This window comes from Azospirillum sp. NS33 (assembly GCF_059703765.1).
In genome coordinates this window covers 77,651-100,128 of sequence record NZ_BAAKJB010000011.1, presented here as the reverse complement: position 1 = coordinate 100,128, position 22,478 = coordinate 77,651, and the positions used below count along the sequence as shown (strand labels likewise).

Here is a 22,478-nt window from a genome sequence, read left to right as displayed (position 1 = left end):
ATTCCGGAAGCCGCAGGGAGGATGCCGGAGCAACGCGGCATGAGCGCGGCGGTTCCCTGCGGCCCGCGGACTGGGTGCCCGGCCGGTTCGGCGCGCCCCGTTGACCTGGGTCATGGAAGGGCCCGATGCGGCGGTGCACTGTCGCGGCCGTGAAAGGCGCCGGCCCAACGCGTGTCCGCGGCGCCACCCGCCGAAACGGAAGTCTGACCATGCCCATCGCCACGCCCGCCGAACTCGACGCCCTCATCGCCCGGGTGCGCGACGCCCAGCGCCGCTATGCCGAGTTCCCGCAGGAGACCGTCGACCGCATCTTCCGCAGCGCCGCGTTGGCCGCGGCCAATGCGCGCATCCCCCTGGCCAAGCTGGCGGTCGAAGAGACCCGCATGGGGGTGATGGAGGACAAGGTCGTCAAGAACCACTTCGCGTCGGAGTACATCTACAACAAGTACAAGGACGAGAAGACCTGCGGCATCCTGGAGGAGGACGCCCAGGCCGGCATCCTCACCATCGCCGAGCCGGTCGGTCTGATCGCCGCCGTCGTGCCCACCACCAACCCGACCTCCACCGCCATCTTCAAGGCGCTGATCGCCCTGAAGACCCGCAACGGTATCGTCTTCTCGCCCCACCCGCGCGCCCGCAAGGCGACCTGCGAGGCGGCGCGCCTGGCGCTCGAGGCGGCGGTCGCCGCCGGCGCGCCCGACGGCATCATTGGCTGGATCGACGAGCCGACGGCCGAGCTGTCGAACGCCCTGATGCACCACCCCGCCATCAACCTGATCCTGGCCACCGGCGGCCCCGGCATGGTCAAGGCCGCCTACTCCTCGGGCAAGCCGGCGATCGGCGTCGGCGCCGGCAACACCCCCGCCGTGATCGACGAGCACGCCGACATCAAGCGCGCCGTCGCCTCCATCCTCATGTCGAAGACCTTCGACAACGGGGTGGTCTGCGCGTCGGAGCAGTCGGCCATCGCCGTCGACGCGGTGTACGACGCGGTGCGCGACCGCTTCTCCCGCCATGGCGGCCACATCCTGTCGGCCGGGGAGGCGGACGCGGTGCGCCGGGTGCTGATGAGCGACGGCCATCTCAACGCCGCCATCGTCGGCCAGTCCGCCCGCACCATCGCCGAGATGGCCGGCATCGGCGTGCCCGCGAACACCAAGGTGCTGATCGCCGAGGTCACCGACGTCGGCCCGGCCGAGCCCTTCGCCCACGAGAAGCTGTCGCCGACCCTGGCGCTCTACCGCGCCGCCGACTTCACGCAGGCCTGCGACATGGCCGCGGCCCTGGTGGCCCTGGGCGGCATCGGCCACACCTCGGTCCTCTACACCGACCAGGACCTGCAGCCCGAGCGGGTGCAGATCTTCGGCGGCCGCATGAAGACCGCCCGCATCCTGGTCAACCAGCCCTCGTCCCAGGGCGGCATCGGCGACCTCTACAACTTCCGCCTGGCGCCGTCGCTGACCCTGGGCTGCGGCTCGTGGGGCGGCAACTCGATCTCGGAGAACGTCGGGCCGCGGCACCTGCTCAACCGCAAGACCGTGGCGAAGAGGGCCGAGAACATGCTGTGGCACAAGCTCCCCAAATCCGTGTACTTCCGCCGCGGCTGCCTGCCCTTCGCCCTGGAGGAGCTGCGCGGCAAGAAGCGCTGCCTGGTGGTCACCGACCGCTTCCTGTTCGAGAACGGCCACGTCACCCGCACCGTCGATATCCTCGAGGGTCTGGGGATGGACGTGGAGGTCTTCTTCGAGGTCGCCGCCGACCCGACGCTGGCGGTGGTGCGCAAGGGGCTGGCGCTGGCCAACGCCTTCCAGCCCGACGTCATCCTGGCGCTGGGCGGCGGCTCGCCCATGGACGCGGCCAAGATCATGTGGGTGATGTACGAGGCCCCCGACGTCGCCTTCGAGGACCTGGCGCTGCGCTTCATGGACATCCGCAAGCGCATCTACGCCTTCCCCAAGCTGGGCGTGAAGGCGCAGCTGGTCGCCGTGCCCACCACCTCGGGCACGGGATCGGAGGTGACCCCCTTCGCCGTCGTCACCGACGAGCGCACCGGCGTCAAATACCCCATCGCCGACTACGAGCTGACACCGACCATGGCCATCGTCGATGCCAACCTGGTGATGGACATGCCGAAGCCGCTGACCGCGGCCGGCGGCATCGACGCGGTGACCCACGCGCTGGAGGCGTACGCCTCCGTCCTGGCCAACGAGTACACCGACGGCCAGGCCCTCCAGGCGCTCAAGCTCCTGAAGGATCACCTGCCCGCGGCCTACCGCGAGGGCGCCCAGAACCCGGTGGCGCGCGAGCGCGTGCACGACGCGGCGACCATCGCCGGCATCGCCTTCGCCAACGCCTTCCTGGGTGTGTGCCACTCCATCGCCCACAAGCTGGGGGCGGAGTTCCACCTCGCCCACGGCCTGGCCAACGGGCTGATGATCGCCAACGTCATCCGCTACAACGCCGTCGACATCCCGACCAAGCAGACCGCGTTCAGCCAGTACGACCGGCCCAAGGGCGTGGCCCGCTACGCCGAGGTCGCCCGGCACCTCGGTCTGGGCGGCAGCCGCGATCACGAGCGGGTGGAGAAGCTGGTGCAATGGGTGGAGGAGCTGAAGGCCACCCTGGACATCCCGCCGTCGATCCAGGCCGCGGGGGTGCCCGAGGAGGCCTTCCTGGCCCACCTCGACGCCGTCGCCGAGGCCGCCTTCGACGACCAGTGCACCGGCGCCAACCCGCGCTTCCCGCTGATCGCCGAGATCAAGCAGCTGCTGCTCGACAGCTACTACGGCCGGGCCTACCGCGAGCGGGCCGAGAGCCGCGGCGAGGTGGTGACGCTGGCCAAGTCGGGGTAACCGAAACCGCCCCTCCCCCTGGCATCGGCAAAAGCATGAATCATCCGGAGTTGGATGATTGATTTTGGAACGGGAACGCCCCGGGTGGAATCACCCGGGGCGTTCCCGTTCCAGCGGTTCGGGTTCGGCGCGTCCAACGGGGTGCCGACTTTGCCGGCTGCGTCCGAGCACCGGCCGGGATGACCGTGCCTTCGGTTGCCGTCCCTACCCGGACTCAGCGATATGACGCTCGCAAGCGCACTCGAAAGAATATTATCGACGTTGTTTTTCTTCTTGCGTGATAACAATTGCGCTCGTATCTGTATATGCACGTGTGTTGTACACACGAAAATGCCTTAAAACGGGAGAAACGTCATGGCGGACTCTCTTCAGTTTCATATGTATGTCAGCAACCGCTCGAACAAGACGCTGACGTTCGGCTCGGTCGACCTCAAGCACGGGAACTTCAACAATCCGGAAAACGGGGCGAAGTCCCCGGTGGCGACCATTCCGCCGCGGACCTCGCTGATCGCGATGATCGTCACCGGCGCCGAGAACTCGGCGACCGGAACCGAAGGAACCGTCATCTACAAGGTCGAGGGGACCAACGAGACCATCTCGATGTACTGGAACGTTCCCTGGCTGGCCGGCACGACGAACTACTGCGAGGCGACGAGCAGCAATCCCGAAGACATCGTCTGGATCGCCGATCCGACCAGCGACACCGGGCGCGTCCTTTCCACGACGGCAACGTTCGCCTGGGTCGGCCCGTAACCGATCACGACGGGGAGGCCGGCTCGCCGATGGTGGCCGGCCTCCCTCATCACCGCGCGCCACCATCCGCGGGTGCATTGCCCGGGACGGCCGATGTCCGATCGGAGGGAAACCCATGAAGTCGTCGCAGGCGTTTCAGATCGAGAATGTCCAGATCACCATTTCCACTTATTGGTGGGGGTTTGCGCTTCATCTCAATGAGGACGCGGTTCAGCTTCTCGAGGACATCAAGGATCTTGCCGAACGGCTGGCCAAGCTGCTGGACCCGGAACTGGCGCTGCCCGTCAAGGTGGCCATCCTCATCGAAAAGGAATGGATCAAGCTCGTCGACCAGGGAAACGGGGTCAAGCTCGTCTCCCCCTGGCTTTCTCCGACCATGCTGGTTCCGCTGCCGGACAACCAGACCGAACATGTCGATGACAACAGGCTGTACTGGACGGTCTTCGACCCCACCCAGGGCTGGAGCGACGACACGCTGTTCCCCGCGAGTTATGCGGAGGTCGGACCCGCCGCCGCCAGCTTCGACGGGCGCCTGATCTGCGTGCACCGTGGCGGCGCCGACAACCGCTATCTTCTGAGCACGACCCACGACCCCGACCAGGGATGGACGACGGACCAGGCGTTTCCGGCCCACGTCACCAGCGCGGAGCCGTCTATGGCGGTGTTCCGGGACAGCCTGTACGTCGTCCACAAGGGCGACGACGAAGACGACAGCTTGTGGTGGACGACGTTCGACGGCAGCAATTGGAGCGTGGATCACCGCTTTCCCGCCCACCTGACATCGACCGGTCCCGGCCTGGCGGTGTTTCGCGACCGGCTGGTCTGCCTCCATCGCGGGGTGCAGTCCGATGATACCGTATGGTCGACCGAGTTCGACGGGACCGGCTGGAGCCCCGACCGCCGCCTGCCCTTCCACACCACGTCGAGCATCGCACTGGCGGTGTTCCGGGGGGTGCTGATCAGCGTCTACCGGACCGACGACGGCGATTTGTGGTGGGCAACCTCGGACGGAACGGAATGGCGGGTCGGCGGTCGCTTGTACGCCTTCACCTCCAGCGGCCCCGCCATCGCCGTCTACGGTGACCGGCTCTATTGCGTCTATGCCGGGGGAGGCAACGACGGCGCCCTATACTGGAGTGTGTTCGACGGGACCGACTGGTCGGGGGCGCGCCGAATGTCCGCCCGCGGCCACGATGCCCCGGCGCTGGTGCATTACCGCGACAAATATGGCACGGAAGATCATCTGCTGTGCGTGCATCGCGGTCGCAAAAGCTGACGCGGTAGCGGCAGCCGGCCGCAAGGGGAATCGGCCGGCTGTCAGCCCATCACCCGCCGCACCCCCAGGATGCCGCCCGCCCGGGTCGGGTCGACCCGCTGGACCACCGCGTCCAGCAGCTCCACCGTCACCGTCATGGTGAAGGCGGTGGCGTGCAGCAGGCGGTCGCCATCCAGCATCAGCCCGACATGGCCGGGGAAGAACACCAGGTCGCCGCGCCGGCGGGCGGCGCCGGCCATCACCGGTGCGCCCACCTCGTCGCGTTGCATGTCGCTGTCGCGCGGACACGGGATGCCGGCGCGCCGCAGGGCCAGCTGGGCCAGCCCCGAGCAATCGATGCCCCGCGGCGTGCGCCCGCCCCACAGGTACGGCACGCCGATCAGGCGCAGCGCCGTGGCCACCGGGTCCGGCTCGACCACGTCGGCCGGCGCGAGGTGGCGGGCGTACACCCAGCCGCCGTCGGCCAGCTCCGTGTATCCGCCGCGTTCGCCCACCGCCCGCACGCCGGCGCCCAGCGGCAGGCTGTCCAGGGGCGGCGCCTTCAGGTCCGGCTCGGGAAAGCGGAAGGCGGCGAGATCCGCCACCGTGTGGGTCGGCGCCGGGGCGCCGGCCAGCAGCGCCGCCTCCGGCACCCAGCCGACGTAGCCGTCCGCCGCGCACTGCCCCCAGGCCCAGCCGTCACGGCGGTCGTAGACGGTGAACCCCTCGCCGAACAGCACCTGGGAGGCTTGGCACGGCGCCGGGCCGGGGGCCGCGGCGAGGGTGGCCACGCCGGCGGCGACGCGGTGCGCGGCGCCCTCCACGAAGCGGGCGGATCCGACCCGGCCCCGCAGATGGTCGGCGGCGAGGTCGGGGCGCCAGGGATGGCGCCGCGGGTCGAGGGCGGCGCTCATTGGTCGGCCGGCTGGTCCTGACGCTCGCGCAGTTCCGCCTCAAGCCGGGCCTTGGCGGCGGCGGCCATCCGCTCCTGGTCCTCGACGGTGGCAAGGTCGTCGGCGGTGACGGCGCCGGCACGAATCACCAGCTCGGCGAAATCGGAGAGGAAGACGGAGCCGCGGACGGTGCGCTGGACCAGGACGTTGCGCTTGTCCTCGGTGTCGCGCTTGCGCTTGATGAATCCCAGCACCGAGAGGCGGTCGAGCGCCCGGGTCACCGCCGGTTTGGAGATGTTCAGGATGGCGGCCAGCCCGCGCACCGTGTGCGGCGGGTCCCTGAGATAGACCTGGAGCATGATCGCCATCTGCCGCGCCGACAGGTCGGGGCCCGACTGCCGAACGCTGTCGATGAGCGCCGTGCGCCACAAGCCGAGCGCCCTGAGGTTCCGCGCCATGCCACCCCCTCGCCGCCGCGCGCCCCCCTGCCCGCGGCGCTCCCGAGTGTGCCCAACCGGGCACGTGCGGGCAAGCGTTTCGGGGTCGCACCGAACGGGTCAGCCGATCTGCTGGAGGTAGACCTCCGGCGCCTCCTCGGAGCGCCACTGGGCGCGCAGGGCGCCGCGGCCGTCGAAGGTGAGCGACAGCCAGTTGCGGGCGCGGATCAGCCGCCGTCCGGTTTCGGGAAAGACCGGCATCTCCAGGCTGACGCCGGGGAACGGCGTCTCGCGCCGCCGTGCCAGGCGGTCGAGCACGGCGGCGTAGAGGGGCGTCGGCGGCGGGTGGACGATGCCCGAGGCGATGAGCTGGCGGATCTCCACCGCCCCGGTCAGCACCGCCTGGGCCCCCAGGTGAATCTCGCCGGACACCGCGGTGATCCGGCAGTCCGTGCGCAAGGAGAAGGCGGTCAGCGCCTCGACCACCCCCTGCCACTCCTCGGCGTGGGCGAAGCTGCGCCACTGGTCGCGCAGGTCGTCCTCGTAGCCGGTGCGCCCGGGCACCGCCGCCACCGCGCGCTCGACCCCGGCGGTGCCGGTGAACAGCAGCGGCACGCTGGACACCAGCAGGAGGTGCCGGCAGCCGGCGAAACGGTCGAGCCAGCCGGGCAGCGCGGCGCGGCTGCGCGGCGACAGCACGCGGCCGGGCGTGCGCTCGCTGCGCAGGTCGGGCAGCAGGATGCCGACATCGCCCACCACGAATCCCTGGGTGAAGGTGCCGAGCCCGGCGCCCCAGACGCATTCCGGCAGGGATTCCGGAACGGCGCCGAGCTGGAACAGCGCGAACGCCCGCCGCGCCACGGCGTAGACGCCGCGCAGCACCGGCGCCGCCAGCTCCTCCCTGGGCAGCGAGCCCCAGCCGTCGAAGATGTCATGGTCGTCCCACATCATCACCGAGGGCACGCGCGCCAGCACCGCCGCCACCTCCGGCTGGCCCCAGGTCTCCAGGTAGAGGGCCATGTAGTGGTCCAGCGCCTGCTCCGCCATGGTGGCGCTGAAGGGCTCGGCCAGCCGGGTGGCGGGACGGCGGCGCCACGCCGCCAGGGCCGGGCAGTCGCGCCACACCCCGTCGGCGTAGAGCTGGTCGCCGCCCTGGATCAGCAGATGGAACGGCGCCTGGGCGTGCTGGAGGGCCACGTCATCCCACAGCGCGTTGCGGGGCCTCCCGTGGCGTTCCAGGGCGCGCGGGTGCTCGGCGCCGTTGCACGAGGTGAAGGCGACGCGGGGCGGCGGCGACTCGGTGCCGGGCACCGTCACGCTCCAGCGCATCTCGTCGGAAAAGCCGTAGCCGGCCACCCTGTCGTCCGGCCCCCGCGGCACCGCGAAGTCGAAGCGCCAGACATGGCGGCCGCGCCACGACGCCAGGTGGCGCGGCGGCACCGCCAGGGTGACGCCGTCGACGGTCAGGTCGTCGGGCTCCGCCTCGCCCTCCAGGACGAACAGGGCGGCCAGCCGCCAGCGGTCGCCCTGCTCCCCGCGAAAGAACAGGACCGGGCCGAGGACGACTCGGGGCTGCCCGAAGGTGCGCGCCATGGCGACGCGCTCACCCCTTGCCGAAGCGCCGTTCGATCAGCGCGTAGACCGCCCGCAGCCCCAGCGCCTCGCCGCCGTCGGGCCGGCCCGGCTTGGCCGACCCGTTCCAGGCGAAGACGTCCAGGTGCGCCCACGGCGTCTCCTTGGAGACGAAGGACTCCAGGAACAGGGCGGCGGTGATCGCCCCGGCCATGCCGCCGGTGCCGGCGTTGTTGAGGTCGGCCACCTTGCTGTCGATCATCTTGCGGTAGGCCTGCCACAGCGGCAGCCGCCACAGCGGGTCCTTCTCCGCCGTGCCGGCCGCCAGCAGGTCCTCGGCCACCTGGTCGTTGTTGGCGAACAGCGCCGGCAGCTCCGGCCCCAGCGCCACCCTGGCCGCCCCGGTGAGGGTCGCGAAGTCGACCAGCAGGGCCGGCTTCTCGGCGTCGGCCTCGGCCAGGGCGTCGCACAGCACCAGCCGGCCCTCGGCGTCGGTGTTGCCGATCTCCACCGACAGGCCTTTGCGGGTGGCCAGCACGTCGCCGGGCCGGAAGGCGTCGCCGGAGATCATGTTCTCCACCGCCGGGATGAGCACGCGCAGGCGCACCGGCAGCCCGGCCATCATCACCATGCGCGCCACGCCCAGGGCATGGGCGGCCCCGCCCATGTCCTTCTTCATCAAAAGCATGCCGCTGGACGGCTTGATGTCGTAGCCGCCGCTGTCGAAGCACACGCCCTTGCCGACGATGGTCACCCGGGGATCGTCCTTGCGCCCCCAGGTGAGGTCGATCAGCCGCGGCGCCCGGGCGCTGCCGCGCCCGACGGCGTGGATGGCCGGATAGTTCTTCTTCAGGAGGTCGGCGCCGACGATCACCTTCAGATTGGCCTCGAACTCCTCGGCCAGCGCCTTGGCGGCGTCGGCGAGCTCCGCCGGGCCCAGGTCGGCGGCCGGGGTGTTGACCAGGTCGCGCACCAGGTGGGTGGCGCTCGCCGCCCGCTCCACGGCGCCGTGGTCGGCCTTCTTGGGCCAGACCAGGCTGGCGAACCCCTTGTCCGACTTCCTGTAGCGGTCGAAGCGGTAGCTGCCCAGCGCCCAGCCCAGGGCGAAGCGGGTCGCCGTCTCGCGGTCGGGCTCCGGGTCGATCCGGTAGGTGCCGGGCGGCAGGGCCGACGGCAACCCGGCCAGCGCCCACAGGTCGGGCTCCGCCGGCACGCCCACCAGGACGCGGGCGAGTGCGCCGTCGCCGGCCGGGATCAGCGCGGTGGCGCCGGTGTCGGCGGCGAAGTTCAGCGCCTTGACCCAGCCGGCGGTGGCGGCGGGCTGGGTGGCCAGCCAGCCGGCGAGGTCGGCCTTGGCGAGCGGGGTGAGCGGGACGGCGTCGGCGCCGGCCTTGGCGCGCAGGGTGGCGAGCAAGGGGGAACGTCCTCTCGTGCGGGCGGGAAAGCGGCGAGGGGACAGAGGATGGCGTGGCCGGGGCGGTGTGAAAAGGGGGAAAGCGGCCGGCGTGTACAAACCCGGCCGGGCACGGCACACTGCGCCCGCATCGGCTCCCCTCCCCACTTGCGGCGAACGCGACATGACCGACCTCACCCTCGTCCTCGGCAACAAGGCCTACTCGTCCTGGTCGCTGCGTCCCTGGCTGGCGCTGACGCACGCCGGCGCCTCGTTCGAGGAGGTGGTGATCCCGCTGCGCCAGCCCGACACCAAACGCCGCATCCTGGAGCACTCGCCGGGCGGCAAGGTGCCCGCGCTGCGGCACGGGACCGTGGTGGTCTGGGAATCCCTGGCGATCCTGGAATATGTGGCGGAGCTGTTTCCCGCCGCCGGGCTGTGGCCGGACGATCCCGCCGCCCGCGCCCACGCCCGGGCCGTGGCGGCGGAGATGCACGCCGGCTTCGTGCCCCTGCGCAAGGCGCTGCCCATGGACCTCAAGGCCACCCACCCCGGGCTCGCCTTCGCCGACGACGTGCTGACCGACTTCGCCCGGGTGCAGGCGCTGTGGGCCGATGCCCTGGCGCGGTTCGGCGGCGACGGGCCGTTCCTCTATGGCCGCTTCACCAACGCCGACGCCATGTTCGCCCCGGTGGTCACCCGCTTCGAGACCTACGGCGTGCCCCTCGACCCCGGCTGCCGTGCCTACGCCGACGCGGTGCTGGCGCTGCCGGCGATGGCGGAGTGGACCGCCGCCGCCCGGCGGGAATCGTGGGAGATCGACTTCGGCCTGCCGGCCCGCTGACGCCTCACACGGCGTAGCGCTGCGCGTCGGCCTGGCGGAACGCCACGCCCAGCCCGGGGCGGCCGGGGTCGGGCCGCAAATCGCCGTCACGTGGCCGCAGGGCGCCGTCGAACAGCATCCCCTCGATGCGGGCGTGGTCGTGGAAGAACTCCACATGCCGCACCCGGCGGCAGGCGCAGCCGAGATGGGCGTGCAGGGTCGGCGCGGTGTGGGCGGACAGCGGCACCTCGAACGCCTCGGCCAGCGCCTGGACCATCAGGAAACCGCTGACCCCGCCGCAGCGCGTGGCGTCCGGCTGCAGGACGTCCACCGCCCCGGCCTCCAGCATGCGGCGGAAGTAGACCGGGCCGTCGCCGTACTCCCCGGCGGTCACCTCCATGCCGGCGGGTGCCCCCTCCACCACCCGGCGCAGGCCGGCGAGGTTGTCGGACGAGACCGGCTCCTCGAACCACACCACCCCCTGGGCGGCGAAGCGGTCGGCCATCGCCAGGGCGTGCGCCGCCCCGTACGCCCCGTTGGCGTCGACGAACAGCTCCGTCGCCGGGCCGACGGCGCGCCGCGCCACGGCGACCCGCTGCGGGTCGGCGGCGGCGTCGCGGCCCACCTTCATCTTGACCGCCCGCATCCCCGCCGCCGCCCAGCCGCCGAGCTGGTCGGCCAGGCGCGCCTCGTCGTAGGAGGTGAAGCCGCCGCTGCCGTAGGCCATCACCCCCCCGCGCACCGCCCCCAGCAGGCGGAACAACGGCAGTCCGAGCAGGCGGGCCTTGAGGTCCCACAGGGCAACGTCCACCGCCGACACCGCCATCGCCCCCACGCCCGGGCGGCCGAGGTTGCGCACCGCACCGGTCATGGCGTGCCACGCCGCCGTCGGCGAGAGGGCGTCGGCGCCCTCCACCACCGGCGCCAGCGTGTCGGTCACCACCGTCGCCGCGGCCCGGCTGGCGTAGCCGAAGCCCAGCCCGGTTTCCCCGCCGCCGCGCACGGTGACCACCACCAGCGTGGTGGAATCCCAATCCAGGGTGCCGTCGGATTCCGTCGCATCGGTGGGAATGCGGTAGGCGGCGACCGACACCGCCTCCACCACCGGGTGCCCCTTGGCCACCGCGGGCCTCCCCCTGCCCCGGATCAGATCAGCTCGCGGATGGTGTTGGCGGCCACGGTCAGGCCGATCTTGCCGGCCGCCGGGGTGCCGCTGGCCAGCGCCTCGGCGAATTTGACGGCCTGGCCTGGCTTGACCTTGGGCGGCATGGGCGGCTCGTGGGGGTCGACGATGCAGTCGACGATCACCGGTCCGGGATGGTTCAGGGCCGCCTCGATGGTGGAGCCGGCCAGCGCCGGGTCGGTCACCGTCATGCCCGTGCCGCCCATCGCCTCGGCCATCCGGGCGAAGTCGATGGGGGCGAGGTCGCAGACGTATTCCGGGTTGCCCAGGAACACCATCTGCTCCCACTTGATCTGGCCCAGCGCCCGGTTGTTGATGACGAAGATCTTGATCGGCAGCTTGTACTTCACCGCCGTCACGAAGTCGGCCACCAGCATGGACAGGCCGCCGTCGCCGACGAAGGCGACACACTGGCGCGCGGGGTGGGCGAGCTGGGCGGCGATGGTGTAGGGCAGGCCCGGCGCCATGGTCGCGAGGTTTCCCGACAGCGAGTGCATCTGGCCGCGCTTGACCGGGATCTGGCGCGCCCACCAGGTGGCGATGGTGCCGCTGTCGCAGGACACGATGGCGTCGCTGCGCAGGCGCTTGCCCAGCTCCCACGCCACCACCTGGGGCTTCATCGGCGTGTCCTGGCGCGTGCCGCGCTCCTCCATCAGCGCCATCCACTCCGCCTTGCCCGCCTGGGCGGTGGTCAGGAAGTCGCGATTGTCCTTGCGCCGCACCCGCGCCATCAGCGCCTCCAGGGTGCCGCGGGCGTCGCCCACCAGCCCGCACTCGACCGGGTAGCGCAGCCCGATGCGCATGGGATCGAGGTCGATCTGCACGCCGCGCGCCTGGCCGGGCTTGGGGTAGAACTCGATGTAAGGGAAGGACGAGCCGACGATCAGCAGGGTGTCGCAGGCCTCCAGCGCCTCCTGGGACGGGGTGGTGCCGAGCAGGCCGACGCCGCCGGTGGTGAAGGGGCTGTCGTCGGGCACACAGGCCTTGCCCAGCAGCGGCTTCACGATCACCCCGCCGAGATGGTCGGCGAGGCGCTCCAGTTCGTCGCCGGCGCCCAGCGCGCCGCGCCCGGCCATGATCACCACCCGCTCGCCGGCGTCGATGATCGAGGCCGCCTTGGCCAGGTCGACCTCGGGCGGGGACTTGACCGCGGCGGCGAAGAGATCGGTGTTGTGGCCGAGGATGTTGCGCTTGGACGCCTCATCCTCGCTGACCTCCTCCTCCTGCACGTCCACCGGCACGGTGATGTGGGACACGCCGCGGTAGGCCAGCGCGGTGCGGCAGGCCATCACCGTGGCGTTGCGGGCGTGGGTCGACTTCATGACCCGCTGGTTGAAGACGGCGACGTCCTGGAAGACCTTGTCCAGGTCGACGTCCTGCTGGGTGCGGGTGCCGATCAGGTCGCTGAACTGCAGGCCGGTGATCGCCAGGACCGGTGCCCCGTCCAGCTTGGCGTCGTAGAGGCCGTTCAGCAGGTGGAGGCCGCCGGGGCCGGAGGTGGCGATGCACACGCCCAGCCTGCCCGTGTACTTGGCGTAGCCGCAGGCCATGAAGGCGGCGGCCTCCTCATGGCGGGTCTGGACGAAGCGGATCCTGTCCTGACGCTTGCGCAGCGCCTCGATGAGGCCGTTGATGCCGTCTCCGGGGATGCCGAAGATGGTGTCGACGTTCCAGTGGATGAGCGTGTCGATGATCGCGTCGGACGTGTTGAAGGCCATGTCGCCGTCTCCCGGTTCTGCGCGTGCGGGGGCGGCCGCCGGTCTCGGCGCCGGAGATGCGGCATCGGGACGGGCGCGGGGCGCCGCGGGCGGCCAGTGATCCCAACCGCCGCGTTCGCGACAAGGTTCCGGGCGGGCCGGCCTAGAAGTCGGAGCAGCGCCCCTTGAACTCCCAGTCGCCGTAGCGGGTCGGCTCCGGCCCCTGTGCGCCGCCGATCTCGCCGGGCTTCTGCTGCGGGCCCCGCCCCGGGATCGGATCGGGGGTCGGGCCGGGGGTCGCCTCGGGCGTGCCGGGCGCCGCCGGCTTGGTGGTGTCGTCGGTCATCCCCGAGATATGGCGAAGGGACACGCCGGGGGCAACATCTTGAACGCCGCCCGGTGGCAGGCCCATATCTCCGGCATCGCCCCGTTCCGGAGACCACGCACCCGCGATGACCAGCTATCTCAAGACCTCGATCCTGTTGGCCGGCATGACGGCGCTGTTCGCCGGGGTCGGCTTTCTGATCGGCGGCCAGGGCGGCATGATGATCGCCTTCCTGGTGGCGGTCGCCATGAACGTGTTCACCTACTGGAACTCCGGGCGCATGGTGCTGTCCATGTACGGCGCCCGCGAGGTCGACCGCCGCACCGCCCCGGAGCTCTACGGCACCGTCGAGCGCCTGGCCCAGCGGGCCGGCCTGCCCATGCCGCGGGTTTTCCTGATCCAGTCGGACCAGCCCAACGCCTTCGCCACCGGGCGCAACCCCGAGAACGCGGCGGTCGCCGCCACCACCGGCCTGCTGCGCATGCTCAGCGCCGAGGAGGTGGCCGGGGTGATGGCCCACGAGCTGGCGCACGTGAAGAACCGCGACACCTTGATCATGACGATCACCGCGACCATCGCCGGCGCCATCTCCATGCTCGCCAATTTCGGCCTGTTCTTCGGCGCCGCCTCGTCCAGCGACGAGGAGGGCGGCGGCAGCCCGCTGGGGTTCGTCGGCGTGCTGCTGATGTCGCTGCTGGCGCCGCTGGCGGCGATGGTCGTGCAGATGGCCATCAGCCGCACCCGCGAGTACGAGGCCGACCGCATCGGGGCGGAGATCTGCGGCCGGCCGCTGTGGCTGGCCAGCGCCCTGGAGCGCATCCACGAGGGCGTCGCCCGCACCGTCGACCGCCGGGCCGAGTCCCACCCCGCCACCGCCCACCTGTTCATCGCCAACCCGCTGAACGGCCGGCACGCCACCGACAACCTGTTCTCCACCCACCCCGACGTGCGCAACCGGGTCGCCGCCCTGCGCGCGATGGCCGGCCCCGGCCTGGGGGAGCCGCCGCGCACCACGCTCGGCGTCCAGCCCTCCCGCACCCCGGGGCGCTGGGGCGGCGCGACGGCGCAGGCCCCGCGCCCGGCCCGCGGCCGCTCGCCGCTGCCGCCCTCGGGCGGGACGCCGGGCCGCCGCGGACCCTGGGGCTGACCGGCTCCCCCCGCCACGCCGACGGCCGCTTGCGCCGCGCCAAGGCTGCGTCTACCCTCCAGGCCGATGGGTGACACGGCGGGCGGGGGAAACCGGGTGATGAGCGAAGGCGCAAAGTTCCGTCTGGTCACCCGGTCCGACTTCGACGGGCTGGTCTGCGCGGTCCTGCTGAAGGAGCTGGACCTGGTGGACGAGATCACCTTCGTCCACCCCAAGGACATGCAGGACGGCAAGATCGCCATCGGCCCCCGCGACATCACCACCAACCTGCCCTATGTCGAGGGCGCGCACCTGGTGTTCGACCACCACCTGTCGGAGACGCTGCGGGTGGGTGGGCGCGACAACCACGTGATCGACGCCGCCGCCCCGTCGGCGGCCCGCGTCGTCTTCGACCATTACGGCGGGAAGGCCCGCTTCCCCAACGTGTCCGACGCCATGATGGCCGCGGTGGACCAGGCCGACTCGGCCCAGTACGCCGAGACGGACATCCTGCGCCCCAGCGGCTGGACCCTGCTGAACTTCCTGATGGACGCGCGCACCGGGCTCGGCCGCTTCCGCACGTTCCGCGTCTCCAACTACCAGTTGATGATGCAGCTCATCGACCATTGCCGGCAGCACGGCATCGACGAGATCCTCGCCCTGCCCGATGTCAGGGAGCGGGTGGAGCTCTACGCCGAGCACGAAGGCCGGTTCGTCGAACAGCTCACGCGCTGCGCCCGGCGCGAGGGCGACGTGGTCGTCCTGGATCTGCGCGGGGAAGACACGATCTGGGCCGGCAACCGGTTCATGATCTACGCCCTCAACCCCGAGGCCACCGTGTCGATCCACGTGCTGTGGGGGCTGAAGCAGCAGAACACGGTGCTGGCCTGCGGCAAGTCGATCCTCAACCGCGCCTCCCAGGCCAACATCGGCGCGCTGATGCTGGAATACGGCGGCGGCGGCCACCACGCCGCCGGGACCTGCCAGGTGGCCAACGACGCGGCCGATGCCGCGCTGGCCGAGATCGTCGTTCGGCTGAACGCGGCCGGCTGAACGCGGCCGGCTGAACGCGCCCGGCTGAACGCGGCCGGCTGAACGCGCCCGACTGAACGCCGCCGGGCGGCCATGGCGTGCGAACCGCGCGCATCCCGCCCGCCGACCCCGCCCGCCGACCCCGCCCGCCGACCCCGCCCGCCGACAATGTCGCGTCCCCGACACTTCCCGGCCATTGTCGCAATGCGAACACGGACCCGGACCCGGGCGCCTTCTGACAAGCCTTTGACATTGCACGACGTTCCCCTCTGGCCCGCATCTTGCTGATCCCCTGCCAATCCGACGATGGCCCGCAACCGGGCACGGCAGAAGGAGTGGGTGATGGGCAACGTGATCGCGCTCGACAGCATCCTCGGCCTGGGTGAGCTCAAGACCTCCAACGAGACCCCGGTCGCCGCGGCGTCGGGCTGCTCCTCGTCGGCCTGCGGGTCGTCGGACGGCCCGGCGGACATGCCGGCGGCGGTGTGGGACAAGGTCAAGAACCACCCCTGCTACAGCGAGGAGGCGCACCATTACTTCGCGCGCATGCATGTGGCGGTGGCACCGGCGTGCAACATCCAGTGCAACTACTGCAACCGCAAATACGATTGCTCGAACGAGAGCCGCCCCGGCGTCGTCTCGGAGAAGCTGACGCCGGAACAGGCCGCCAAGAAGGTGCTGGCGGTGGCCCAGGAGATCCCGCAGCTCTCGGTGATCGGCATCGCCGGCCCCGGCGACAGCCTGGCCGCCAAGGGCGCCAACACCTTCCGCACCTTCGACCTGATCGCCGCCAAGGCCCCGGACCTCAAGCTCTGCCTGTCGACCAACGGCCTGGCCCTGCCCGACCACGTCGACCGCATCAAGACCCTGAACGTCGACCACGTGACGATCACCATCAACATGGTGGACCCCGAGGTCGGCGAGCGGATCTACCCCTGGATCTTCTACGACCACAAGCGCTGGACCGGCCGCGACGCCGCCAAGATCCTGCACGAGCGGCAGATGCAGGGCCTGGAGATGCTCACCTCGGCGGGCATCCTGGTGAAGGTCAACTCGGTGATGATCCCCGGGGTCAACGACGAGCACCTGGTCGCGGTGAACAAGGCGGTCAAGGCGCGGGGCGCCTTCCTGCACAACATCATGCCGCTGATCTCCGACCCCGCGCACGGCACGCATTTCGGGCTGACCGGCCAGCGCGGGCCGACGGCGCAGGAGCTGAAGACCCTGCAGGACCAGTGCGAAGGCGACATGAAGCTGATGCGGCACTGCCGCCAGTGCCGCGCCGACGCCGTGGGCCTGCTGGGCGAGGACCGCGGCGAGGAGTTCACCGCGGAGAAGGTCGAGACCATGGCGATCTCCACCGACGACAGCACGCGGCGCGCCTACCGCGAGCACGTGGAGGCGGAGCGGGCCACCCGCCACGCCGCCAAGGCCGCGGCCCAGGCCGACGTGGCCGAGACGGTGGCCGAGGAGACGCCGCCGATCCTGATCGCGGTCGCCACCAAGGGCGGCGAGCGCATCAACGAGCACTTCGGCCACGCCAAGGAGTTCCAGATCTACGAGGTCGGCGTGCGCGGCGCCAAGTTCGTCGGGCACCGCCGGGTCGACGAGTACTGCCAGGGCGGCGAGGGCGACGACGACGCGCTGGACGTCGTGCTGTCGGCCATCACCGACTGCACCGCGGTCTTCGTCGCCAAGATCGGCGGCTGCCCCAAGGACAAGCTGATCGCCGCCGGCATCGACCCGGTGGACGCCTTCGCCTTCGAATACATCGAGGAGTCGGCGTTGACGTACTTCAAGGACCACGTCGCCCGCCTGGCCCAGGGTACGGCGACCGCCCGCACCGGGCGCGACGCCTTCATCCGCCAGTCGCCGCTGAACGTGGCCCTGCGCGCCTGAGCGCCCCTGCCCCATCCCCTCGACGGACCCTCGCCGTCCGTCCCGCCAACCCAAGGAGATCCGTGACATGGCTTACAAGATCAAGGCCGCCGAATGCACCGTCTGTGGCGCCTGCGAGGCCGAGTGCCCGAACATCGCCATCAGCTTCAAGAAGGGCACCTACATCATCGACCCCGCCAAGTGCACGGAGTGCGAGGGCCAGTTCGACAGCCCGCAATGCGCCTCGGTGTGCCCGGCCGACTGCTGCGTCCCCGCCTGACCGGCCCAGCCGCCGGGCGGCCCGCGACGGCACGGGCGCGCACCTCCCTTCCCCGCCCGGCGCGCGCCCGTGCCCGCCCCTCCCGGCTCCCCGGGAGGGGCCCCATCCGAGGAGACGCATCCATGCTGGCGGAAATGGATGAGACGTGGCTGGAGCGGCGCTACTACGGTGGCGACCTGCCGGCGGAGGCGGAGCGGCGTCTGCACCTGGCCGCCGCGAGCTACGCCGACACCGCGACGGCCGCGGCCCACCTCGCGGCGGCGGCCGCCGCCGCCCCCGGCCACCGCCTGGTCGACCTCGGCCATTACAAGTTCCACTTCTACAAGGCCGACCTGGACCCCGCCCTCGCCTACGGCTGGCGGATGGTCGGGCACGCCCTGACCGGGCTCGGCGTCAACGACCCGGACTGGCGGACGGTCACGCCCGCCACCGCCGATTTCCGCGGCCTCGACCCCGCCCCCCGCTTCTTCCTCTTCGCGCTGACCGCGGTGGGCTATCTGCTGCTGCGCCTCGGCCGGCTCGACGAGGGGCGGGAGGCGCTGGAGGCGGTCGCCGCCCTCGACCCCGACGACCGCATGGGCGCACGCCGGCTGATCGCCGTCGTCGATGGGGCGATGGCCCCGGAGGACGTCTCATGACCGACATTGACGGTGCCTACGACTGGTTGGGGCGGCCGGTGGACTGCCGCAGCTGCGCCCACGCCGCGCTCCTGCAGACCGGCGGCTGCGAACGCCTGCGTGCCTGCGTCAACGACCGCTACGCCAAGCGGGTGCAGCGCTTCTTCGAGCGCAACCCCGAGCTGGCCGTCGACCACCTGGACCATCCCTACTTCGAGGTGCGCGCCATCGCCGTGCGCTGCGCCCCCATCTTCTCGCTGCCGCGCCTGATGGAGGACCCGGACGAGACCGTGCGCACCTCGGTCGCGCGCCGCCTGCCCCGCCGCCTGCTCCTGAAAATGCGCACCGATCCGGAGCGCGAGGTGCGGATCGCCGTCGCCTCGCGCCTGGAGGACGCCGACCTCGCGCCGATGATGCAGGATTTCGACTACGCGGTGCGGCTGCGCGTCGCCCGCCGCGCCCCGGCGGGCATGCTGCCGGCGATGATGCACGACGATGACGCCGAGGTGCGGCTGGAGGTCGCCCGGCGCATCGGCATGGATTGGCTGATGAGCATGGCCTGGGACGCCAGCCCGCGGGTGCGCCTGCTGGTCGCCCAGCGCCTGCCCGCCGACAAGCTGGCGGCGCTGGCCGGTGACGCCGACTGGTGCGTGCGTCTGGTCGTCGCCAGCCGCCTTCCCCCGGACGAGCTGGGCGCGCTGGCCGACGACCCGGTCGAGGAGGTGCGCGACGCCGCCCGCGACCGCCGGGCCGGCGTCCTCCCCGCCGTCGCCGCCGAGAGCCCCGCCCCGCCCGCCCCGGACCCCATGAGGTGATGCCATGGCCCTGCGCAACTCCGCCCGCCATTCCGACGACGTGGTCGAGCTGGTCCACCCGCCGGTCTTCGAGATCGGCCAGAAGGTCCGCTGCCTGCGCGACGTGCGCAACGACGGGACCTACCCGTCGCGCCCGGTCGGCGAGGTGCTGATCGACACCGGCGACGTCGGCTATGTGCGCTCCGTCGGCACGTATCTGCAGCTGTATTACATATACGCGATCGATTTTTACGAGCGCCGGATGGTCGTCGGCATGCGCGCCAGGGAGCTGGCGCTTGTCGACGCCCATTGCAACGACCCTCAGCGCTGAAGGAGCCCGCCATGCCCGAGCACGACACCCCCGCTCCCGCCCCTGTTTCCCATGCCGCCCCGGCCGAGCCCGCCTTCGTTCCGCCCAGCGAGCCCGTCTACGACTGGGGCATGCGGGTCGCCGCCGCCGAGGACCTGTTCAACGACGGCAGCCATCCCCACGCCGACGACGGCGCACTGCTGGTGCCGGCGGGCACCCCCGGCGTGGTGGCGCGGGTCGGCCGGGCCGAGGATTCGGCGGAGTTCGTCTACCTCGTCGAGTTCCCGGCCGGCCTGGTCGTCGGCTGCTTCGAGGAGGAGTTGACGCCGCAGGGCGCCACCCTGCGCCCGCGGCCCGGCGTGATGGGGTGAGCCGGCGATGATCTACCTCGACAACAACGCCACCGCGACCCCGGCGCCGGAGGCGCTGGCCGCCCTGCTGCCCTACCTCGGCGTGCGCTTCGCCAACCCGTCGAGCCCGCACGCCGCCGGCATGGAGGCACGCCACGCGGTCGGCGCGGCACGCGGCGCGGTGGCGGACCTGGTCGGGGCCAGGCCGGCGGAGGTGGTCTTCACGTCCACCGCCACGGAGGCCAACCATCTCGCCATCCGCGGGGTCCTGCGCGCGGTCGCCGACGCCCGCCCGGACCGCCGCCACCTCGTCACGTCCGCGGTGGAGCATCCCTCGACCCTGCTGCTGGCGGGTGACCTGGACCGCGAGGGCTGGCGGGTCACCATCCTGCCGGTCGACGCCGCCGGGCGGGTCGCCGCCGCCGACGTGGAGGCCGCGGTCGACGACGCCACCGCGCTGGTGTCCCTGCAATGGGCCAACAACGAGACCGGCGTGCTGCAGCCGGTCGCCGCCGCCGCCGCCGCCGCCCACGCCCGGGGCGCCCTGTTCCACAGCGACGCCGTGCAGGCGGCGGGGCGGGTCGCGGTCGACCTCGCCGCCGTCCCGGCCGACCTGCTGACCCTGTCGGGGCACAAGATGCACGGGCCCAAGGGCGTGGCCGCCCTGGTGGTGCGCAAGGGCACGCCGCTGGCGCCGCTGATCCACGGCCACCAGGAACGCCGCCGCCGCGGCGGCACCGAGAACGTTCCGGCGATCGTCGGCTTCGGCGTCGCCGCGCGCCTCGCCGCCCAGGCGGTGGCCACGGGGGCCGCCGCGGAGATGGCGGCGCTGCGCGACCGCCTCGAGCAGGGCGTGCTGGCCGGTTGCCCGGGCAGCCGGGTCAACGGCGCCGGGGCGCCGCGCCTTCCCAACACCGCCAACATCCGGTTCGCCGCGCCGACCGGCCACCCGGCCGACGCCGAGGAGCTGCTGATGCGCCTCGACCGGGCCGGCATCCAGGTGTCCATGGGGGCGGCCTGCGCGTCGGGCGGCACCGAACCCAGCCACGTCCTGACCGCCATGGGGCTGACCGCCCTCGAGGCCGCCGCGTCGCTGCGCTTTTCGCTGAGCCGCTACACCACGGCGGCCGAGATCGCGGCGGCGTTGGCCGAGCTGCGCACCCTGCACGCGCGGGTGGCGGCGTGACGAAGCCCATTCATTCCCGGGGAGACGAAGCATGAAGGTGATGGTGCGCAAGGTGGGCGAGGGGTTCACGATCTACGTCGCCAAGAAGGACCTGGAGGAGGCCATCGTCGCGATGGAGAAGCCGGGCCTGTGGGGCGGCTGGGTCAAGGTCGCCAATGGCTGGACCCTCGAGCTGCCGGACCTGGCCGCCGAGACGCGGCTGCCCATCACCGTCGAGGCCCGCAAGGTCGGGGCGGAGTGACCGCCATGGCCCTGTCGACGGACACCCTGGACGCCATCGTCGCCCTGGCCGACCGCCGCTTCGCCGCCGGCGACAGCGTCGACGCGGTGGTGCACGCGGTGAAGGAGACCCATCCGGGCATCCCCGTCACCGGCACCCTCGCCTCGGTGATGGCGGAGGAGCCGTTCCGCCAGGCCGAGCGCTTCGACCTCTTCCTCGTCGACGGCACCAACCATTGCTGGGTCATCACCGGCGATCCCCAGGCCGCCCGCGGCCTGGTGATCGCCCAGCACGACGAGGACGAGTGAGCCATGCAGGACGCAGCCACCCTGGACGACGCGCCGGACGCCGGCGACGACTCCTTCATCCCGCTGGTCGATCCCGACGTCTCGGCCGCGGAGGGCGAGGTGCTGGCCCGCGTGCTGGGCTCCGGGTCGCTCAACGACGGGCGCATGACCGGCGCCTTCGAGGCGGCGTTCGCCGGCTATGTCGGCCGCGCCCACGCCGTCGCCGTGTCCAGCGGCACCATGGCGCTGCTGCTGGCCTTGCACGCCCACGGCATCGGGCCGGGGGACGAGGTGCTGTGCTCGCCCTTCGGCTGGCACCAGGTGCAGCACGCGGTGGCGCTCAGCGGCGCCACCCCGGTGCTGGTCGACATCGACTATTGGCAGCACACGCTCAACCCGGACAAGGCGGCGTCGCGGGTGACCAAGGCGACCCGCGCCCTGGTGGCCGGCAACGTCAACGGCCACCCGGCCCATTGGGAGGAGCTGCGCGCCGTCGCCGACGCCCATGGCCTGATCCTCATCGAGGATTCCAGCGAGGCGATCGGCTCCACCTACAAGGGGCGGAGGGTCGGCACCTTCGGCGACTGCGCGGTCTTCGATTTCTCCGAGCCCGGCGTGCTGCTGGCCGGGGGCGGCGGCATGGTGGTCACCGACGACGACGGGCTGGCCCACCGGCTGCGCTACCTGCGCCAGCGCGAGCTGGAGCACCGCTACACGGTGGTGATCACCCGCACCCTGCCGTGGCAGGCCGGCATGAGCAACCTCAACGCCGCGCTCGGGCTGGTGCAGCTCACGCGACTCGACGCGATCCTGGCCAAGCGGCAGCGGGTGATCGGCTGGTACGACGCCGCCATGGCCTCCTTCGAGGGGATCAAGCCGCCCTACAAGGGGGCGGGGGCGGAGATCGTACATCCCATGCTCTACACCGTGCACCTCGGCACCCGCTTCACCGCGTCCGGCCGCAAGGCGATCATCGAGGATCTCGACCTCCACGCCGTGGAGGCCTCCGACTACGGCCAGCCGCTCTACACCCAGCAGCACTACCAGGAGCGCGGCCACGCCCGGGCCGACTTCCCGGTGTGCCAGAAGACGGCCGACCGCACGCTCGCCCTGCCGCTGCACCACAAGATCACCGAGGACCAGGTGCACTTCATCGTCGACACGCTGAAGGACGCCACGGTGAACACCGGCGCCGGCGCCGCGATCTACTGACCC

Annotated in this window: 23 protein-coding genes; 16 read left to right on the top strand and 7 right to left on the bottom strand. The window is 71.7% G+C overall.

From position 1 onward, the window contains the following. Positions 1-209 precede the first annotated feature (209 nt). From adhE to AC6H2I_RS12010, 3 genes are all read left to right on the top strand, one after another. The gene (gene adhE / locus AC6H2I_RS12020; protein WP_497500876.1) at positions 210-2,852 is read left to right on the top strand and encodes a bifunctional acetaldehyde-CoA/alcohol dehydrogenase; all 2,643 of its coding nucleotides are present in this window, start codon (positions 210-212) and stop codon (positions 2,850-2,852) included. 354 nt (positions 2,853-3,206) lie between these two features. Beyond that, the gene (locus AC6H2I_RS12015) at positions 3,207-3,605 is read left to right on the top strand and encodes an aegerolysin family protein (protein WP_497500875.1); all 399 of its coding nucleotides are present in this window, start codon (positions 3,207-3,209) and stop codon (positions 3,603-3,605) included. Between the two features lie 115 nt (positions 3,606-3,720). Next, a complete protein-coding gene (locus tag AC6H2I_RS12010; RefSeq protein ID WP_497500874.1) occupies positions 3,721-4,881 on the top strand; it encodes a PLL family lectin in 1,161 nt (386 codons plus the stop codon). A gap of 41 nt (positions 4,882-4,922) precedes the next feature. Here AC6H2I_RS12010 and AC6H2I_RS12005 read toward each other — a convergent pair whose 3' ends face one another. The 4 genes from AC6H2I_RS12005 to AC6H2I_RS11990 form a co-directional block, all read right to left on the bottom strand. Further along, a complete protein-coding gene (locus AC6H2I_RS12005; RefSeq protein ID WP_497500873.1) occupies positions 4,923-5,774 on the bottom strand; it encodes a C40 family peptidase in 852 nt (283 codons plus the stop codon). Then, positions 5,771-6,211 carry a MarR family transcriptional regulator gene (locus AC6H2I_RS12000; RefSeq protein ID WP_497500872.1) on the bottom strand — a complete coding sequence of 147 codons (441 nt, stop codon included), beginning with the start codon at positions 6,209-6,211 and terminating at the stop codon, positions 5,771-5,773. The genes AC6H2I_RS12005 and AC6H2I_RS12000 overlap by 4 nt, the downstream gene beginning before the upstream one ends. Positions 6,212-6,310: 99 nt before the next feature. Then, the gene (locus tag AC6H2I_RS11995; protein ID WP_497500871.1) at positions 6,311-7,783 is read right to left on the bottom strand and encodes an alkaline phosphatase D family protein; all 1,473 of its coding nucleotides are present in this window, start codon (positions 7,781-7,783) and stop codon (positions 6,311-6,313) included. 10 nt (positions 7,784-7,793) lie between these two features. After that, positions 7,794-9,176 carry a leucyl aminopeptidase family protein gene (locus AC6H2I_RS11990; protein ID WP_497500870.1) on the bottom strand — a complete coding sequence of 461 codons (1,383 nt, stop codon included), beginning with the start codon at positions 9,174-9,176 and terminating at the stop codon, positions 7,794-7,796. Between the two features lie 163 nt (positions 9,177-9,339). Here AC6H2I_RS11990 and AC6H2I_RS11985 point away from each other — a divergent pair, with 163 nt between their 5' ends. After that, complete coding sequence (locus AC6H2I_RS11985) at positions 9,340-9,999, top strand: glutathione S-transferase family protein (RefSeq protein WP_497500869.1); 660 nt, start codon at positions 9,340-9,342, stop codon at positions 9,997-9,999. A 4-nt stretch (positions 10,000-10,003) separates the two neighbouring features. Here the strand turns inward: AC6H2I_RS11985 and AC6H2I_RS11980 are convergent, their stop codons facing one another. From AC6H2I_RS11980 to AC6H2I_RS11970, 3 genes are all read right to left on the bottom strand, one after another. Next, positions 10,004-11,101, bottom strand: a complete 1,098-nt coding sequence (locus AC6H2I_RS11980; protein ID WP_497500868.1) for an enolase C-terminal domain-like protein — start codon at positions 11,099-11,101, stop codon at positions 10,004-10,006. Between the two features lie 23 nt (positions 11,102-11,124). After that, the gene (locus tag AC6H2I_RS11975) at positions 11,125-12,879 is read right to left on the bottom strand and encodes a thiamine pyrophosphate-dependent enzyme (protein ID WP_497500867.1); all 1,755 of its coding nucleotides are present in this window, start codon (positions 12,877-12,879) and stop codon (positions 11,125-11,127) included. Positions 12,880-13,021: 142 nt separating this feature from the next. Further along, positions 13,022-13,204, bottom strand: a complete 183-nt coding sequence (locus AC6H2I_RS11970; protein ID WP_497500866.1) for a DUF1674 domain-containing protein — start codon at positions 13,202-13,204, stop codon at positions 13,022-13,024. 106 nt (positions 13,205-13,310) lie between these two features. Between AC6H2I_RS11970 and htpX the strand changes: the two genes are divergently transcribed. The 12 genes from htpX to AC6H2I_RS11910 all read left to right on the top strand — a co-directional run bounded on the left by htpX (position 13,311) and on the right by AC6H2I_RS11910 (position 22,475). Next, entirely contained in the window at positions 13,311-14,330 is a 1,020-nt protein-coding gene (gene htpX, locus AC6H2I_RS11965) for a zinc metalloprotease HtpX (protein WP_497500865.1), read from the top strand. A gap of 99 nt (positions 14,331-14,429) precedes the next feature. Beyond that, positions 14,430-15,362 carry an exopolyphosphatase gene (locus tag AC6H2I_RS11960; RefSeq protein ID WP_497500864.1) on the top strand — a complete coding sequence of 311 codons (933 nt, stop codon included), beginning with the start codon at positions 14,430-14,432 and terminating at the stop codon, positions 15,360-15,362. A 321-nt stretch (positions 15,363-15,683) separates the two neighbouring features. Continuing rightward, on the top strand, positions 15,684-17,240 hold the full coding sequence (gene nifB, locus AC6H2I_RS11955) for a nitrogenase cofactor biosynthesis protein NifB (RefSeq protein ID WP_497500863.1): 1,557 nt from the start codon (positions 15,684-15,686) through the stop codon (positions 17,238-17,240). A 67-nt stretch (positions 17,241-17,307) separates the two neighbouring features. Beyond that, on the top strand, positions 17,308-17,499 hold the full coding sequence (locus tag AC6H2I_RS11950; protein ID WP_497500862.1) for a 4Fe-4S dicluster domain-containing protein: 192 nt from the start codon (positions 17,308-17,310) through the stop codon (positions 17,497-17,499). A 122-nt stretch (positions 17,500-17,621) separates the two neighbouring features. Beyond that, positions 17,622-18,137, top strand: coding sequence for a hypothetical protein (locus tag AC6H2I_RS11945; RefSeq protein WP_497500861.1), 516 nt, complete (start codon positions 17,622-17,624; stop codon positions 18,135-18,137). Next, positions 18,134-18,931, top strand: coding sequence for a 4Fe4S-binding leucine-rich repeat protein (locus AC6H2I_RS11940; RefSeq protein ID WP_497500860.1), 798 nt, complete (start codon positions 18,134-18,136; stop codon positions 18,929-18,931). Before AC6H2I_RS11945 ends, AC6H2I_RS11940 begins: the two co-directional genes overlap by 4 nt. Before the next feature lie 4 nt (positions 18,932-18,935). Continuing rightward, positions 18,936-19,241, top strand: coding sequence for a nitrogen fixation protein NifZ (locus tag AC6H2I_RS11935; RefSeq protein ID WP_497500859.1), 306 nt, complete (start codon positions 18,936-18,938; stop codon positions 19,239-19,241). A gap of 11 nt (positions 19,242-19,252) precedes the next feature. Continuing rightward, entirely contained in the window at positions 19,253-19,591 is a 339-nt protein-coding gene (locus tag AC6H2I_RS11930; protein WP_497500858.1) for a nitrogen fixation protein NifZ, read from the top strand. A 7-nt stretch (positions 19,592-19,598) separates the two neighbouring features. After that, a complete protein-coding gene (locus AC6H2I_RS11925; RefSeq protein ID WP_497500856.1) occupies positions 19,599-20,756 on the top strand; it encodes a cysteine desulfurase family protein in 1,158 nt (385 codons plus the stop codon). Positions 20,757-20,787: 31 nt separating this feature from the next. Beyond that, entirely contained in the window at positions 20,788-20,997 is a 210-nt protein-coding gene (gene nifT / locus AC6H2I_RS11920) for a putative nitrogen fixation protein NifT (RefSeq protein ID WP_497500855.1), read from the top strand. A 5-nt stretch (positions 20,998-21,002) separates the two neighbouring features. Then, on the top strand, positions 21,003-21,284 hold the full coding sequence (locus AC6H2I_RS11915; protein ID WP_497500854.1) for a hypothetical protein: 282 nt from the start codon (positions 21,003-21,005) through the stop codon (positions 21,282-21,284). Between the two features lie 3 nt (positions 21,285-21,287). Further along, positions 21,288-22,475 carry a DegT/DnrJ/EryC1/StrS family aminotransferase gene (locus AC6H2I_RS11910; protein WP_497500853.1) on the top strand — a complete coding sequence of 396 codons (1,188 nt, stop codon included), beginning with the start codon at positions 21,288-21,290 and terminating at the stop codon, positions 22,473-22,475. The last annotated feature ends 3 nt before the right edge of the window (positions 22,476-22,478 follow it).